The organism is Weissella cibaria (assembly GCF_004521965.1).
In the GTDB taxonomy this organism is placed as follows: Bacteria; Bacillota; Bacilli; order Lactobacillales; family Lactobacillaceae; genus Weissella; species Weissella cibaria_A.
Genome location: NZ_SDGK01000009.1, coordinates 36474 through 53527 on the forward strand (window position 1 = coordinate 36474; position 17054 = coordinate 53527).

Annotated in this window: 17 protein-coding genes and 1 riboswitch; of the genes, 3 read left to right on the forward strand and 14 right to left on the reverse strand. The window is 45.3% G+C overall.

The features are described 5' to 3' along the window. Nucleotides 1-48: 48 nt before the first annotated feature. The 13 genes from EST42_RS01235 to EST42_RS01295 all read right to left on the reverse strand — a co-directional run bounded on the left by EST42_RS01235 (nucleotide 49) and on the right by EST42_RS01295 (nucleotide 13473). Nucleotides 49-1449 (reverse strand): RsmF rRNA methyltransferase first C-terminal domain-containing protein, encoded by a 1401-nt coding sequence (locus tag EST42_RS01235; protein ID WP_134643867.1) that lies wholly within the window; start codon nucleotides 1447-1449, stop codon nucleotides 49-51. A gap of 104 nt (nucleotides 1450-1553) precedes the next feature. After that, entirely contained in the window at nucleotides 1554-2384 is an 831-nt protein-coding gene (locus tag EST42_RS01240) for a Cof-type HAD-IIB family hydrolase (RefSeq protein ID WP_134643868.1), read from the reverse strand. Nucleotides 2385-2458: 74 nt separating this feature from the next. After that, a complete protein-coding gene (locus EST42_RS01245; RefSeq protein WP_134643869.1) occupies nucleotides 2459-4834 on the reverse strand; it encodes a Xaa-Pro dipeptidyl-peptidase in 2376 nt (791 codons plus the stop codon). A 111-nt stretch (nucleotides 4835-4945) separates the two neighbouring features. After that, nucleotides 4946-5758 carry a DUF4097 family beta strand repeat-containing protein gene (locus EST42_RS01250; protein WP_134643870.1) on the reverse strand — a complete coding sequence of 271 codons (813 nt, stop codon included), beginning with the start codon at nucleotides 5756-5758 and terminating at the stop codon, nucleotides 4946-4948. A 4-nt stretch (nucleotides 5759-5762) separates the two neighbouring features. Beyond that, nucleotides 5763-6383 (reverse strand): DUF1700 domain-containing protein, encoded by a 621-nt coding sequence (locus EST42_RS01255; RefSeq protein ID WP_134643871.1) that lies wholly within the window; start codon nucleotides 6381-6383, stop codon nucleotides 5763-5765. Between the two features lie 5 nt (nucleotides 6384-6388). Then, nucleotides 6389-6697, reverse strand: a complete 309-nt coding sequence (locus EST42_RS01260; RefSeq protein WP_134643872.1) for a PadR family transcriptional regulator — start codon at nucleotides 6695-6697, stop codon at nucleotides 6389-6391. A gap of 155 nt (nucleotides 6698-6852) precedes the next feature. Then, nucleotides 6853-7443, reverse strand: a complete 591-nt coding sequence (locus EST42_RS01265; protein ID WP_245150313.1) for a hypothetical protein — start codon at nucleotides 7441-7443, stop codon at nucleotides 6853-6855. 128 nt (nucleotides 7444-7571) lie between these two features. Next, a complete protein-coding gene (locus EST42_RS01270) occupies nucleotides 7572-8960 on the reverse strand; it encodes an Nramp family divalent metal transporter (RefSeq protein ID WP_134643873.1) in 1389 nt (462 codons plus the stop codon). Between the two features lie 316 nt (nucleotides 8961-9276). Further along, nucleotides 9277-9762: a universal stress protein gene (locus EST42_RS01275; RefSeq protein ID WP_134643874.1), complete on the reverse strand. Its 486-nt coding sequence runs from the start codon at nucleotides 9760-9762 to the stop codon at nucleotides 9277-9279. Nucleotides 9763-9874: 112 nt separating this feature from the next. Then, complete coding sequence (locus EST42_RS01280) at nucleotides 9875-10387, reverse strand: YehS family protein (RefSeq protein WP_134643875.1); 513 nt, start codon at nucleotides 10385-10387, stop codon at nucleotides 9875-9877. 56 nt (nucleotides 10388-10443) lie between these two features. Continuing rightward, nucleotides 10444-11364: a ribokinase gene (gene rbsK, locus EST42_RS01285; RefSeq protein ID WP_134643876.1), complete on the reverse strand. Its 921-nt coding sequence runs from the start codon at nucleotides 11362-11364 to the stop codon at nucleotides 10444-10446. A gap of 83 nt (nucleotides 11365-11447) precedes the next feature. Continuing rightward, on the reverse strand, nucleotides 11448-12440 hold the full coding sequence (locus EST42_RS01290; RefSeq protein ID WP_134643877.1) for an aldo/keto reductase: 993 nt from the start codon (nucleotides 12438-12440) through the stop codon (nucleotides 11448-11450). Between the two features lie 58 nt (nucleotides 12441-12498). Continuing rightward, nucleotides 12499-13473: a ribose-phosphate diphosphokinase gene (locus EST42_RS01295; protein WP_134643878.1), complete on the reverse strand. Its 975-nt coding sequence runs from the start codon at nucleotides 13471-13473 to the stop codon at nucleotides 12499-12501. A 123-nt stretch (nucleotides 13474-13596) separates the two neighbouring features. Then, nucleotides 13597-13685, forward strand: a riboswitch (TPP riboswitch). A gap of 107 nt (nucleotides 13686-13792) precedes the next feature. Between EST42_RS01295 and EST42_RS01300 the strand changes: the two genes are divergently transcribed. The 3 genes from EST42_RS01300 to EST42_RS01310 are packed head-to-tail and all read left to right on the forward strand — an operon-like array spanning nucleotide 13793 to nucleotide 16434. Next, entirely contained in the window at nucleotides 13793-14359 is a 567-nt protein-coding gene (locus tag EST42_RS01300) for an ECF transporter S component (RefSeq protein WP_134643879.1), read from the forward strand. 1 nt (nucleotide 14360) lies between these two features. Then, on the forward strand, nucleotides 14361-15773 hold the full coding sequence (locus EST42_RS01305; protein ID WP_134643880.1) for an ABC transporter ATP-binding protein: 1413 nt from the start codon (nucleotides 14361-14363) through the stop codon (nucleotides 15771-15773). After that, nucleotides 15766-16434, forward strand: a complete 669-nt coding sequence (locus tag EST42_RS01310) for an energy-coupling factor transporter transmembrane component T family protein (protein ID WP_134643881.1) — start codon at nucleotides 15766-15768, stop codon at nucleotides 16432-16434. The genes EST42_RS01305 and EST42_RS01310 overlap by 8 nt, the downstream gene beginning before the upstream one ends. A gap of 352 nt (nucleotides 16435-16786) precedes the next feature. Here the strand turns inward: EST42_RS01310 and EST42_RS01315 are convergent. Next, nucleotides 16787-17054, reverse strand: a 268-nt coding sequence (locus EST42_RS01315; protein WP_167711018.1) for a transposase, incomplete at its 5' end; no start/stop codon positions are given.

Here is a 17054-nt window from a genome sequence, read left to right on the forward strand (position 1 = left end):
TTCCTTTCAACGCTGTAATAACTCTATCTTACCAAAGAATAACGCGGTTTAGTACATATCGTCAGACAATCCGTTTTTCTCTTCGCGAACTTGGAAACGTAACCCCTTTGGATAGAAGTTTTTCATTTGACCATCAACTAACTTACCAAAGCCGGTACCGTTTCCACCAATTTCTAGCAAGTACCAGCCATTTTTGTACTGCTCACGGTCGCGAATCATAAATGTATCACCGTGAACATACTTGGCCCATTCTTCATCAATCAGTTTGTAGCGACGAGTGAATTGATCCGGGTGCAATGCTAACGCCAATGCCAAACTTGGCTCGAAACGCTTCTTTTTCAGCGTTCCTAAGTGGACCCCAACCCGCATCACTTGTAGGCCTGTCAAATCAGGCGTTCCTTCTGGGGCCGCGTATACTTGATCACCAAACGCAAGCAACAACGCTGGGTCGTAACCTGGTAAGAAATCAGTTCGGAAATCTTGCCAAAGCGTCCGTTGATCCTTCGTCAAGTTCGACTTCGCCAACTTAGGTTCCTTAGCAGCATAGTCGTCTTCAGTTTGATTTGAAACCAGCTTGGCCATGAAGTGACCCTCACCATCTGAGTGGTGTGGGAACAAACGGGCCGTCTTCTTCAAATCAGGGTTCCCGTCAGCCCATTCTGGCTTACCATCATCCATGCCTTCATATTTATCTGCATCGACAATTTCTAAGTCAGGACGTTCACTAATAAGCCAAGCAATAATGCGCTCGTCTTCTTCAGGGGCGAACGTGCAAGTTGAGTAGACCAATTGGCCATCTGGCTTCAACATCTTAACTGCTTCTTCCAAAATTTCGCGTTGACGGGTGGCATTCTCTTCTGGGTAGTGTTCATGCCAGTACTTAATCGCAGCCGGGTCTTTGCGGAACATTCCCTCCCCTGAACATGGCGCATCCAGCACAATCTTATCGAAGTATTGTGGGAACTTCGGTGACAATTCCTGTGGTGAATGATTCGTCACAATCGCGTTTTGTACCCCAAAGCGTTCGACATTTTCACTCAAAATTGCTGCTCGCTTACGGAAGATTTCGTTAGACACTAACAAACCCTTTTGCTCCATAAACGACGCCAAGTGAGTTGTTTTACCACCTGGCGCAGCCGCCAAATCCAGCACGCGCTCGCCAGGATTAGGCCGCGCTAATTCGCCAACCAACTGTGCAGACGGCTCTTGTGAATAAATGACACCCGTTGTGTGGTCAACAGAGTGGCCTTTCACCGCCCCATAGTTGCCCCATTTTCCCCATGGTACTTTACCATCGGACTCAGTGTCATATAAGTCCATGTTAGCCTTCAAGGGGTTCCGGCGAAATGCCTTTACGACAGGCTTATCAAATGATTCGATAAACGCATCTGCCTCATCGCCTAATAGTTGGCGGTATTTTTCTTCAAATCCTTCTGGTAACTCCGCCATCACAGCGCTCCTTTTATTATGTGTTTAACGTCTATTTTACACGTTTTTACTGCGCAAAAAAAGCACTGCTCTGACACAGTGCTTTCATATTTGTTAAGTGTTTTTTAAAGGGACAATTTTAGTAACCTTTCAAGGTAACGCGCCAGGCCATCTTCTTCATTGGTATAGTCCGTCATATCATCCGCGATTGCCTTTAATTCTGGATTTCCGTTCTTCATCACAACACCATGTGTGGCATAGCCGATCATCTCAAAATCATTCATTTCGTCGCCAAACGCATAAATATCATCACGCTTAATATCATAGGCTTTGCGCAAAACATCCAAGCCAGTGTCTTTTGAAACCCCGGCTGGTGCCACTTCAAGCACCGGTGACTCACCGCCCCAAGTTTTGACATTAACCCGATCAGCACCATAACGGCCCGTCACGAAATGCTGAATTTGTGATTGATGCAAAGCGTTTTCAGCGTGAATTAGAATGGCGTTAACATCCGTCTGTAGATTCAAGCGATCTAACATTTTTCGGCCTGTTTCGTCCTGTGGGAAGAAAATGGCGTCTTCCGTGCCACGCTGCGGCCCATTACCATTTGCCCATACATCGTTCTTGCTTTCGGCTACCACCGTATCAATCCCCATCATTTGCGCATTTTCCAATAAATCAAACGCAATTTCACGATCAATATTAAATGAATACTCATGATCCCAGTGTTGGTAAGGTTTGTGTCCCAATGACCCGTTAAAATTAATCATCGGTGATTGCAATCCCAGCGTGTCATAGATGTCCATCGACAAACGTACTGGTCGTCCCGTCACAATCGAAATGATGTGACCCTCGCTTTGCGCAGCTTGTAAAGTACGACGTGTTCGGTCAGATACCTTGCCTGCGTCATTTAGTGTTGTTTTATCCAAATCAATGCCGATTAGCTTGCGAACCATCGTCTGCCACCCCTCATTCTAAAATCAATTGTTATCATGGTAGCATAAAGTAGCAATGACGCGGAAAAATAATCCTATTTTTGTGTGTTCTCCTTGAACGGCACAATTAACTGGCTTTGTTCGACATCGATTGTGTAACGAATATCTTGGTTACCCCGCACTGTCATTTCAAAGTCAGTGCCATAAACAATCGCCCCTAACTGATGACCAGTCGGCAATCGATAACGGGTTGGTTGCAGGGTGAGTGCCACGTCAACGAATTCTTCCGGCACAAGGTCATCCACACGCCATGGTGCAGTCCGATTCTGAAGGTTCATGTGACCGATACTAATCATCTTTTCAGTCGTTGGTTGCGCCAATTGAAATTCTACCAACGGGGTCGGCTGCCAGCCAGTACCACGATCAATCAGTACGCCCTGTGGTTGTGGTGTCGCTGCTAGGCGACGGGCTTCACCATAATCAACCAGCATGGCGCTCACTAAGCCAACATCTGCCGATGACTTAATCCGTAATTGCAATGTCACTTCACCATCAATGACCACATCCTGTTCAAAGGCAGGTTGCACAAAGACTGCTCGATTCACATCCAGTTTATCATTCTCACGTTGCAACATTTGTTGACGCCAAGCATTGAAATCCTGCTTGTACGCGGCAAAATCATCCGCGATTTGCCAGTCTTCATACTGAACTGTCGCTGTTTCAGCAGCTAATGGCAATGTTGAAGGCGTCGTCACCCCCCACTCATGCACGGTCTCCCAAGTCTCGGCTTGATCATTTGCTTGCCAAGTAACATCTGGTAATTGGCTAGTTGCTTGATTTTGGATACCGTAGAGCTTATAACTCAACCACAAATTCATTTGATCCGCAAAATCAAGCGAGCGGTTATTGTTAATGTAAATATGTTGTCCTTGGTGAAGATACAGCTTCTTAACCACTGGCAATTTTTGTAGGCTTTGCCATAAACGGAATACCTGGCGTGGTTTAACATTCCAATCATTCAAACCATGCACCATCACAATATCAGCCTGAATGTTTGACACATTATTTAGGTAATTACGCGCATCCCAGTACGTATTGTAATCACCAGTGGCGCGGTCCATATGATCAGCCGTTGCATGCTGGAAGCCATGCCATTGCATCTTGGTCCGGTGCCAATCTGCACTATCCAACATGCGCGAATACACTAATTCCGCCAAGACATCCATATCCTCACCAGGGAAACCACCAGGTGCAATGACCAAACCGTTATCACGGTAGTATTGATACCAATCTGAGATAGCCGCTTCAGAAATCACTGTTTCTAACCCACGCACCCCGGTCGTTGCCACCGCGGTCGCCAATGTCCCCAAGTAAGACTTACCTGTCATCGCCACTTTGCCATTCGCCCAGGTTGCTTTAATGGTTTGACCACTGTGCTTGTCGATGAAAGCCAACCGGTCACCTGCTAACCACTCAACCACGGCCTGCATGCTAGCAACCTGCTCTGGTGATCCTGTGTCCTGCATTCCGTCCGAATGACGCGTCCCGACGCCAGCTGAATAGACAACAGCAAACCCACGTGCCAGGAAATAATTGTTTAAATCAACATGCGATGTACCAGTAAACGATTCTGTTGTTTCAGTCACCTCACCCGCAATTTCGTGAGCTTCTGGCAAGGCTTCTTGTTCAGGATCATACTTAATTTCTTCGTACATCAACATGTTTGGTGTTTTGCGTAACAGTGCAACGTCCACATTGTGAACCAATGCATCGTTCGCTTCATTATTTAGCCCTTGGTAATAAGGCGACGCGGTAAAGAGCGTTGGCACTTTAACACTGGCATCCGGTCGAATCACTTCGGCGCGCACCAAATCTCGGACACCATCGCCGTCAGTGTCGACGTCCGTCTCAACGTACACCACTTCACGGATTAATGTGCGCGTATCAAACGTCGCCATTGCTTTACCATTGAAAAACAGTGGCACATTATTCTTCATAAAATACCCACGACTAGCTAGGTCGTCAATGAATTGCAGCCCATTACGTGTATGCGTCACTAATAATTGGTACCAAGCCATCAAAACGTCATCCGCATCCCAACGTCCTGTCTTATGATAGAGTGGCAAATTAATGGTCGCCACTGCTTCAGCCACGTTATCGAACGTATAATCAACATCCTCAACAAAACCTAACAATTGCAAAGCAACGGCGTTAAATACATCTTCCGTTACTGGTGCACCACTATTTAAGAAGCCGGCTAAATCCTCTCGATTGTTAATGGCAATATCGCGAAATTTCACACTACCATCCTGCACTTCTGGAAAAGCAATCCGTAATAACTCCCGCCAAACCGCCGTCGGATTTTTTGCGTGCGCGACTTGAACTGGTTCATCATAAAAGCCAATTGTTGCGAGTTCTTTTAATTGTGTCTCAAACGGTGTGTCGACCACCGCAAATTGATTAATTTTCATTGCTGTCACCCCTTTAATAGTCTGATTATACCAAAGATTAAAAAATTATTAGACCGTTAACATGAAAAACACGGCGTCTCATTCTGAGTTGCCGTGTTTTGTTAGTCTGCTTTATTTTTTTAATTGAATCATGCCATTAGTTGTCTGCACATGGAGCGCTTTATTTTGATCACCTGTTTGGTAATCTTTAGCACCCGCCGGCAAGTCAAACCCTTGGGCCGTCAAATAGCCACTATCCGTTTTAATGACCATCCCAGGTGCAGTCACTCCTTGCAAAATAACTTGGCCATTTTCCGCCGTAACATCACTCGTTTCCGTTAATGTCGTATTATTTAGCTTTATTTGCCCATTGTCTGTGGTGATGTGTGCTGACTTCAAGGTCACATCCTGCAAACGCGTTGCCCCGTTTTCTGCTTCGCTTTTCACTGTGTCACCGGTGACGTTTTCCAAACGAATCCCACCATTATCATTGCGCAAAAGTGATTGCGTCACAAACAAATTTTTCACTGCTATGCCGCCGTTTTCACTCGTCAAATCCATTTTATCAAGTTTCACCCCATCGGGCACCGTAATCGTGACTGCCGGATCATAACTCATCGTCGTTATCACATTATCCTGGTCAGTGGCGTGGACAGTCAGCACGCCATCACGTAATTGTGTACTCATGTTTGCATCAATGGTTGTCATCTTGACACGCCACTCTGTCCCGCGTTTGATTTCAACATAATTATTATCATTCGTCACGCGAAGCTGTTTAATGTCATGACCTGTAAAAGTTTTGTTGATATGTTTAATTTTGACCACCTTGGGACCATCATGCCAAGCAACATTCAAATTGGCACCGCTCATGTAGCTACCCGCCATCATCGCGCCACCAATCGCCATCCCAACACCACCAATAATCAACGTGTGCTTTAACTTCATCACTCTACCCCTCCGTTACTGTTATTTGCTTCTTTGACAAGAAACGTCGACCAATCCACTTCAAAAATGTCACAAACAGTTCAAACAACGCTTTCGTCACGACCCAAACTAGTGGCGTGAAGAAAATAACTGCCGCCGTCAAAGCAATGCCTAAGCCCATGTAGAAAATACCAGTTCCAACGGCTTGCGTCAGTACACAAATACCAAGTACAAACATAAACAGACCACCGGCTAGCGCCCCCACAATCCCCATATAGATACCAGCTAAAATCATTAGAAAAATAGCTAACACACTCATAATGCCAACCACCATGACAATGGCTAGTGGAATCAAAATTGGTGAGGCAAATAGACCTAGGACAATTAACACAATCATCATTGTCAAATTCTTTGTGCGCTTACCCGCTGGCGCATCCTGCGCAACATCGTTATCTGACTCGATAAAATATTCTACTTTTAACGTTCGGGCAAACTGCTTAGGTGAACCATACTTCGCCACAATTTCATCTGTTGTCAGCCCCGCATCCATCATTTGCTCCTCATAAAACTGCAAGAGTTCGTCGCGTTCATCTGCAGGAATGCCTGACATATTTGCTTTCACTTCTGCTAAATACTCATTAATCATATCGCCTACTTCTCCTCCAATAGTGAATTAATTGCTTGGCGGAAATTGCCCCAGGCCGCCTTAATTTCTTGTAAATGTTCTTGCCCTGTTTTGGTCAGTCGATAATAACGTCGGATGCGCCCTTCAAACGGCTGATCATACGTCTCCAGGTAACCATCCTTCTTTAAGCGTCGTAGAACCGGATACATCGTTGATTCGCTGACACCCAATAAATCCTGCATCGCTTTGGTAATAATATAGCCGTACGTATCTTCTTTAGCTAATAGCGCTAACACAGAGCCGTCCAGCAAAGCAGTTGGTACTTGAATGTTCATTACCGCATCTCCTTTGTTTTATATAACACTATTTATTGTATAGCATCATATTATATGATATATAGTGTTATGTCAAGAATAAATCCGCCAGCAATTCTTATTACTGACGGCTTTGCTTTTATTTAGTTTAAATAAGGCACTGGTTTCAAATTATCTTATCGCCGCTCAAGTTTAATCAGTTTCAACGATGTCATGATGACCTGACCCGTCCGAAGCTTCATATTATAGGACTGCACATACATGCCATCTTGCGAATCAGTCCCCATCATTTCATTAATACAACCATTTTTGGTGCTTACTAAACTACCAGAACCTTCTACAGCAGTAATCTTATACTTACCACGTTTAATATCTTTTCCCATCTTATACACGACCGCATGTAGGTCGCCTGACTTAATTGCCCTGCGCTTGGTTACCGCTTCAAAATGGGTCGTAACCCCTCTTAAAGAAATATTGACCTTTTTCTTCAAATCCAAGGTATAAGACGAGACATACATGTCAGTACCCATATCTGCATTAGGATCACCTAGAACGACATTGCTATCGCCTGTCGAACTTGTAAAATTACCACTTGTCCCATTAGTTGGCGTGACAATGCATTGACCAGGTTTGATATCTGTTCCAACTGTATACTCAACTGCAGTCAAGTCGGTCGTCTTGCCAGCCGCGTTGACTGTTGTCATCATGCCAAAGACTGCTGCTCCAACAGCTAATACAATTAAAAACAATTGACGTAATTTCATCATTTCAATCCTCCCATCTGAATGTACGTTAAGTATAGGAAGCCTTTATTAAGATTTATTGTTTGGTGCTCAAAACGATAAATTCCGCAAAAAAGCACCTCAATCCGAAGATTGAAGTGCTTACTTAATGTTTATAGCCAGTTCGCAACGATTTGAACGACCAATTGAATGTTCAAACCTGTTAGAACGATAAAGACCAACCAGGCTAGAATTGTCATCCACTTCGGGTTAACGAAATCTTCCCCCATCACCTTCTTAGATGATGTAAACAAAATCAACGGTGCCATGGCAAATGGCAAGGCGATTGATAGGAACACCTGTGAGTTAATCAACAACGTATCCAACTTTGCTTCATCCCCACCATACATCAACGTAAAGGCGATGACCGGCGCTAAGGCTAGCCCACGGGTAATCATACGACGAGCCCACATTGGGATCTTCAAACGTAGGAATCCTGCCATGACCACTTCGCCAGTCAGCGTACCCGTAATCGTTGAGTTTTGTCCTGATGCTAACAAAGCAACCGCAAACAACGTTGACAAAACCGGTGATGCAATCGCACCAGCAACCGTACTATCTGACAACGACGTGTACATTTGACCAAATGTCCCTACTGAATCACCGTGACCGAAGAACAATGATGCTCCCAAAATCAACAACAGTGAGTTAACAACAAAGGCTAACGTCAATTGGATGTTTGAATCCCAGGTCATGAAGCGCACCGCTTCCTTCAATTCAGCCTTATTTTCTCGGTTAATCTTACGTGTTTGCGAGACTGATGAGTGCAAGTACAAGTTGTGTGGCATCACCGTTGCACCGACAATTCCCAAAGTCATCAACAATGGTGAATCAACACCCTTAGGTGCATGTGTGCTAACAGCCTGCAACTGTGGGACATAACCACCTAGCATCGCCACGATATCTGGATTTGATGACACCACCAAATAACCAAAAATAAACAAGATGGTCAAAATCAATGTAATGACAATTGCTTCGATTTTACGGAACCCAAAACGCATCAACAATAATAGCAAAATAACATCAAATGCCGTTGTCAAAACAGAGGCAATCATTGACCAACCAAACAGCAAGTGCAACGCAATGGCTCCACCGATAACTTCGGCGATATCCGTTGCAATTAAAGCTAATTCCGTCATAATCCACAATGCAAAGCCACCTGACTTTGATGTGCGGGCACGAGTAGCCTGAGCCAAATCTTCGCGCTTAACCATTCCCAACTTACCGGCCATGTATTGCAACATCATCGCAATCAATGATGAGACCAACACAACTGACAAAAGTGTGTAATGGTAGTTCGCACCACCTGCTACTGATGTCACCCAGTTACCCGGATCCATATATCCGACCGCAACTAGTGCACCGGGGCCTGAAAAGGCCCACAATTTGCGCCAAAATGAACCGTTCGTTGGCACTTCAACTGAACCATTCACGTCGCCTAGACTTGCGTCAGCAGTTGCATCGCCAACGAAGTGCTTCTTTGTCATTTCTTCCTTAGACATGACAACCTCCTATATACGAGAAAAAGTCGTAGTGAGGAGGTTTCCCCAGTGTACTATTCACTTTTAGTTAATAGTGCTAAACAAATTTCATAAAGGATTTCGTCCAACTAACCATGTTAGTTGAAGGCTTATGACTTTCGCTTAACCGGGACTCCTCACCCTCAAACGATAGTATACAGGTGATATTATGCATAAGCAACCCTATTTTTTCACATCTGTCAAAAATAATTCAATAACGTGAATTATTCTAGTTTTCTTAACAAAAAATAAGCAGAGCATTCATGCTCCGCTTTCAAATTCTTCATACTTTAGTTGCTTACTTGGCATTAACAGCTGTGTCACACCGAGCGATCATTGACGACACTTTGGCGTGACGGGCCACATATACAGCTTGTGAACCAAGTGATTCCCAAAATCCCTTCTTTGAGTGGGCCCCGATAATAATCAAATCTGCCCCAATCTTAGGCGCCAAGATGTCAACTAAGACTTCACCAGCCCGTTGGCCGCTATCGTATACCACTTCAACACGCTTCACACCATGTGACTCCGCATACGCCTTGTAACGATCAAGATTAGCAGCCAAATTGTCTTGCATCATTTGCACCGCCGGCAAATTCATCACATCAACCGCCGACAACTCACCCAATTCCAGAATTGATGCAATGTACAACGTCGCATCGTCCTCAATTGCCTGGTGAATCGCATTGGCCAACGCCACGTGTCCTTGTTGTGACTCATCGACGCCAACCAAAATCTTTTGGAAATGCATTGGTTCGATATTCAAGTTCAAATCTTCTGTCATAGTGATATCCCCCATATCTATTACTATGGGATCAGTATAGCAAATTGGGTCAGTATTTTCAGTGCCGAACCCTTGAAAAAAGCTGGATACCATCGGCACCCAGCTTCACAAATTATTCTATTTTACCCGTTGCAGCATTATCACGGAAAGTAATGGCCATTCCTGCTAATAATTTACGCATAAATTGGTCACCCACAACCAAATATTTAGGATGTCCTTTGCGACGTAGCATTGCGCCGACTTCCCCTTTGGTGACTGTAAAGCCATCGGCCGTCCAAAAATCAAGTAAGTCTTCGTTTGAATAAGTCATCGCAATCTTCAACTTTTTGATCACAACGTTATTAATATCATTATCGCGCTGCATACTGTAATCAGGTTCGATTGGATTACCATCTTCGTCCCTCTTCACACCACGTTGTGAAATGATCAACCCGTTCATAAAGACTTCTAAGTCGTGACGACTCAACTTTTCATCGCGTGGGGTATCCGGTTCTTGTTTCGTCATGATGTCTTGATACTGTTCCTCAGTCATTTTCAGACCACCCAGTTCAAAAATTTTAATCATGTCGGCATTCTTAATATTAAAAATAAAGCGGATGCGACGCACAATATCGTTATTATTCATTACAAATCTCTCGTTTCGATTTAAAAAAGGCTGGGACTCACCCAGCCTTTGCAAGCTTAACCACGTGAGGCATTCACTTGATCAAGCGTTGGAATTGATGGTTGTGCACCAGCGCCTTGGACCGTAATGGCTGCTGCTGCATTTGCAAAGCGCACCGCATCTTCGACATTGCGCATGTCTGCGTCAAGCTTCGTTGTTAGCGCACCGATAAACGTATCGCCAGCCGCTGTTGTGTCAACTGCCTTAACCTTCAACGCCGGCACAAAGCCATTTTCACCATCAGCCATGTGGAAGTACGAACCACGTTCACCAACCGTAATAATCACATTTTTTGCGCCCATTTCTTGTAAGCGCTTGGCGGCACTTTCCATTGACAGGTCATCAGTTACTGGAATGCCCGTAATAATTTCAGCTTCTGTCTCATTTGGTACCACTAAATCGGTGAGTGCCAACAACTCAGCAGGAATATCCTTGGTTGCTGGCGCGGGATTCAGCACCGTCATCACATCAGCAGCCTTGGCTGCTTTAAATGCACTCAGTGTCGCAACCATTGGCGTCTCAAATTGGGCAATCAACACGTCTGACGCTTTAATCGTCGTATCGGCCACTGCAACATTTGATTCATTCACTTGGCGGTTTGCACCACCGAGAATCAAAATGGTGTTGTTTGAATCAGCCTCGAGCATAATGTATGCGGCTCCCGTAGCAACACCTGATAATTCAGCCACATGGGCTGTATCAATGCCATCCGATTGTAATGCATCCAGTAATAGCTGTCCGTTCTGGTCATCCCCGACGGCACCAATAAAATTAACGTCCGCACCTAATCGCTTTGCTGCGACTGCTTGATTTGCACCCTTACCACCAGGCGCCGTTGAAGCATCATCCATTGCCAACGTTTCACCTTGTTGTGGCAAGTGTGGAATGTGCAAAATGGTATCCGCATTCAACGAACCCAATACAGTAATCTTCTTCATCACCAATGTGCTCCCTTATTTCTAGTCAATTTAGTATATCAAAAAAGATGGCCACTTGGAAAAGCGACCACCTTTCTTATCAACTATTTATTGTTCAAAATGGCATCAATCTTAGCCAATTCTTCCGCAGACAAGATCATGTTGTCCGCTACCTTCACGTTGTCCACCAGGTGATCAACTGAAGATGCCCCAATCACGATTGATGGCACGCGCTTGTCACGGAGCAACCAAGCCATCGCCAACTGGGCCAACGTTTGACCACGGTCAGCAGCGACCGCATTCAAAGCGTTCAACTTTGCAACTGTCCCCTTAGGATCTTCCTTAATGAAAGCATTTGTACGGTGCAACGGCATATCAGCCGGGAAACCATCCAAATAACGATCCGTCAACAAGCCCTCGGCCAATGGTCCGTATGCAATTAAGCCGGCATGGTGCTTATCCAATTCGGCCAACATATCCGTCGTTTCTGCTTCACGATTGAACATGTTGTATGACATTTGGTTACCAATAAATGGCGTGTGCAACTCATCAAAAATCTTACCGATTTCAGCAACTTGTTCCCTGGTGTAGTTTGAGACACCAACATATAGCGCCTTTCCTTGGCGGACAATTAAATCGAGTGCCTCAGCCGTTTCACGCAAATTTGTATTTGGATCCCAACGGTGTGCGTAGAAAATATCAACATAGTCCAAGCGCATGCGTTGCAATGACATATCCAACGCTGCCGTCAAAGTCTTCTTACCAGAGAATTCACCCAAAGGACCTGGCCACATGTGGTAACCCGCTTTGGTGGTAATCACCAATTCGTTACGGTATGGCTTCAAATCCTTTTCGAAGACAGCTCCGAACGTCTCTTCGGCTGAACCATCGGAAGGTCCATAATTAGAGGCGTTGTCAAATGAAAAAATACCATTATCAAACGCTTTTAGCATCACTTCACGTGAGTTAGCAAGTGGCTTTTGGTCACCCAAATTACGCCACAAACCAAATGATAGCGCTGGCAAAATCAAGCCAGAATCAGCCACACGGCGGTATGGCATCACATCATAGCGATTATCAGCTGCTGCATAAACCATTGTAAATACCCCTCAATGTTCATTTTACTGCATGTTATTTTAATACCATCATAACATATTATAATTTAGCATCTGGGTTATTCCGTGACTTTAGCAAGATATCCAACGGACGATTTTCATGGATGCGGACGATGGCGTCGGCCAATAATGGTGCGACTGACAGACGCGTAAACTTCGCACTCTGCTTTGCCTCTGGCATCAACAATGTATCCGTGAAAATATAGTGGGAAATATTCTCGTCGGCTGCCAAGCGCTGGGCGGAATCACCTGACAAAACGGCGTGCATTGCGACGACAAAGACGTCGGTTGCGCCATTTGCCCGTAAAGCACGAGCTGTCATTTGCACACGCCGCCCCGTATCAACGATATCATCGACAATAATTGCCCGACGTCCGGCAACCTCACCCACAATGGCGTCTGGTGATTCAGGCGTCGTCATCGCCACGTTGTCATTAACCACGCCCCAAGGTGCGTTAACCAAATCAGCAAACTTGCGGGCACGCCCAGCCCCGGTGTGATCCGGTGACACAACAACCAAGTTTTCCAACATGTTGCGACGATAGAAGTAATCTGACAACAACGGTGCCGCTTGCAAGTGATCAACCGGGATATCAAAGAACCCTTGCAATTGGTCAGCGTGCAAATCAACCGCCAAAACGCGATCGATACCGTCCATTTCAAGCAATGACGCTACCATCTTGGCCGTGATTGGCTCTCGCGACTTGGCCTTGCGATCTTGACGTGCGTATCCAAAGTATGGAATCACCACGTTAATGTGAGCGGCTGAAGCACGTCGAAGTGCATCAACGGCAATCATAATCTCCATGAAGGCATCATTCGCCTTTTCAGCAATTGGTGCCAAAATATAAATGTCGTCACCCCGAACACTTTCCAACACACGTTCGTAGATTTCACCATCAGCAAAACGCTTGATATCAATTTGACTTAAAGGTTGATGCAACTCATCTGCCACTGCTTCAGCTAACTCATGGTTAGCTGACAGACCGAACAACTTAATTTGGCACTCCTCCACGGGTGAATTCCTCCATTTTTCATTCAATATCTATATTCTATCAAATATTCAGCATAATTTCTCTGCTTAACTCACCAGCTAGTTGCATTGTACCTGCCAAGCCCCTATACTTACTTTAACGAATCAAACAAGCTGGGGTGCCAAGTGGCTGAGATGATACCCATAGAACCTGAGCAGGATAATGCCTGCTAGGGAGCTTGGTTTGTTTACGACTTAACGTAAGCGAGCCCCAGTATTGCCAAGACGGTTGATACTGGGGTTCTTTTTATTTTCCGAAGCTTTGGGCGATTCGAATTATATGAACGGGGGTTTGCACGTTATGCAAACAGTACAAGAACACAAACGTGGATGGGCGCTACGTGATGTTATTTTTCTAGCCATTATCGCGATTTTCTTCGGGGTTATTTATCAAGTTTGGGGGGCATCGTATTACACCTTGGCCGCAATTCCAGCACTCAAGCCATTCGCTAACGATATGACAATTGGGGTGTGGTTAATGGCCGGTCCATTAGCTGGGGTACTCCTTCGCAAAGTTGGCGCAACCTTGATTGGTGAAGTGTTAGCGGCTGTCGTTGAGATGCTTCTCTTCTCAAGTTGGGGTGCTGCCACATTACTCTACGGTTTTGTCCAAGGAGTTAGTTCCGAAGTTGGTTTTACCCTAACTGGTTACAAGAACTGGGATAAGATTGGTTTGACGCTATCCGTGATTACCAGCACACTGATTACGTTTGCTTGGGATATGTTCAACAGTGGCTACTTGGCTTATAAGCCTGGTCTATTGCTCGCCTTGTTTATCATTCGTTTGATTTCAGTCGGCTTTTTCGCCGGTATCCTTATTTACTTAATTAAAGTCCTTGTTGAAAAGTCAGGTTTATTAAAGCGTTAATATGACAACATTAGCAGTTAAAAACTTTAGCTTTGCCTACGATACGGGCCAACGAAATATTTTAAACAATATTTCGTTTTCACCCGCTACGGGCAGCTTTAATCTATTAATCGGACCTTCTGGTTCTGGTAAGTCAACGTTGCTAAAAGCTATGGCGGGCCTGATGCCTAAATTTGGTGGCATTGTCACCGGTGGCCAGATTTTGTTAGACGGACAAGACATTCAACCCGTGGCACCTTTTGAACGCGGCAAACGAGTGGCCATGCTATTTCAAAATCCGGATCGCCAATTCGCGATGCGGACCGCTCCTGAACAAATTGCCTTTGCGCTTGAAAACATCCAATTACCTACTGAACAAATTCAAGTCCGGGTGGCCGATGTGATGACCCGCTTAAATTTGACAGCCTTTGCTGAGCAAGATTTGATGACCCTATCCGGCGGCGAAAAGCAACGCGTTGCCTTAGCCACCATTTTGGCCATGGATAGTGATATTATTCTACTCGATGAGCCATTTGCAAATGTTGACCCACAAGCACGGCAAGCGTTACTCCATGATTTACAAGTTCTCCAGCAAACGCAAGGTAAGACAATTGTTATTTCAGACCACGATTTGTCGGGTTACGCTGAGCTTGTTGACAATCTCTACGTCTTGGAGGCCACAACCGGCACACTGCAGTCGGCGTCATTGACGCGACTCACAAACCTTGCGCCAGTTGTCCCTTTCGTTGGGCAACCTAACACGGCCGGTGACTTGGGTTGGCGCCAATTACACGTCAGCGTCGGTAAAAGAACGTTGCTAACAGGCACAACATTCACCGTACCCAGTCAGCAAATCGGCTTGATTTCCGGGGCAAACGGCATTGGTAAGTCCACCCTATTTAAGGCACTGACCAAACAAATTGCAGCGACCGGCACGATTACATGGGCCGAACAAGATGCACGCAAAATCAAATCCAAAGCCTGGGCAAAGCGCGTGGCTTTGATTTTTCAAACACCCACTGACCAATTTGTGACCATGACAGTCGCGGAAGAATTAGCTTTATCACAACGTCAGACTGCCTACCCTGATTTTTGGACGTCTGAACGTGTTTCTGGTGCAGTTTCCCAACTCAATCTAACTGGTGTGATGGATCACATTGTCTACCAACTATCGGGGGGGCAGCAAAAAAAATTACAAACCTTGGTCATGCTAATCATGGGACAGCCAGTTCTCCTCCTCGACGAACCCTTAGCTGGTCTCGATCAGGATTCCGTCCAGGCTATCATGACTTTGTTACAATCGACCGTGCACACGACCCAGCAAGCCATTTTAATGATTTCACACCAACGTCAAGGTTTGGCAGATTTCATTGACTATGAACTGGTGTTTGCTGAACAGCAACTTCGTTTAGTTGGAGGTGCAACACATGCCTAAATTGAATCCCACGGTTTTGCTCGTCATTATGATCGGGATTGGCTTTCAAACAGCCTTCGTTAAATCAATCACGATGAATCTAATTGTGGCTGGTGTGACGTTACTTTATTTGCTATTAGCTGGTGTTAAGTGGCGGTATCTCGGGGTGATGTTCGCAATTTCACTCCCCCTTGCCTTTGCAACGTGGATGTCGTTCATCACCTTTGGGTCGGGAAACACCATCCATCTGGCCTGGGTCTATGCAACTCGTTTATATGCTTACCTCTTCTTGGGTGGTGCGTTAACACTAACCGTCGCGGTGAAGGATTTATTGTTTAGTCTCCATCGGCACGCCCATTTATCGAGCACTTTTACGTACGGCTTATTGGCGGCTTTTAATTTGTTACCACGTGTGCGCCGACAGGTTAAAACCATTCAATACGCAGCCAGCTTACGTGGTGTCACGTATCATCTCTGGAGTCCACACTTATATTTCAAAGCCGTGCTGAGTGCTCTACAGTGGTCGGACGACTTAGCCTTAGCAATGACGTCACACGGCTTTTCCGAAGGCTTACCTCGAACGGATACCATTAATGATCCCCTGCCAAAGTGGCAATGGCTAGTTGCAGTCTTGTTAATTGCATCCTACGCCGTTGGGGCTTGGGTGATACAGCCACGGTAACTTAAACTAAAAATGACGAGACTGGGACAGAACAGTTCTAGCTGAAAATGAAGAAGGAGAAGAAAATCAGGTGGATTTTCTTCTCCTTCTTTCTTTTTATCCAAAATCAACGGGATGTTATCCCGCCGTGATGGCCATTTTCGTCATATTCATGGCCATCATAACCAGTCCGATTTCTATTTTCACGTTTCGCAGACCGCGAACCATGAATCTGCCACGGCAAAATGAGCCTTCATCCGACCGAAAACTGGCTCGTTTTCAATCTTACGACGTGCGTAGATTGAAGCACTGGTTTCGTCAGAGAGGCTTTTTCGTCGTACGACCAGTTCATCACTTTGCTATCATCACTACGTCACTTACGACTGGCTTCGCGGAGCATAGTGTTATAAGGAATGAGCGCTGTTACTTCTGACATTTCATCTTCGAAGAATCGATAGTTAGCTTCAGATCCATAACCCATATCAGCTACGACAACTGAACCCAGTGTTCCTGTGTTATTCATTTTCTTGACTAGTAGAATAAGCGTTCTGGTATCGGTCGGATTTTGGAATACATCATATCCAATAACCAGTTGATTGCTGACGGCAGCTTGTACATTGTAGGCCGGCTTGAGCTGGCCA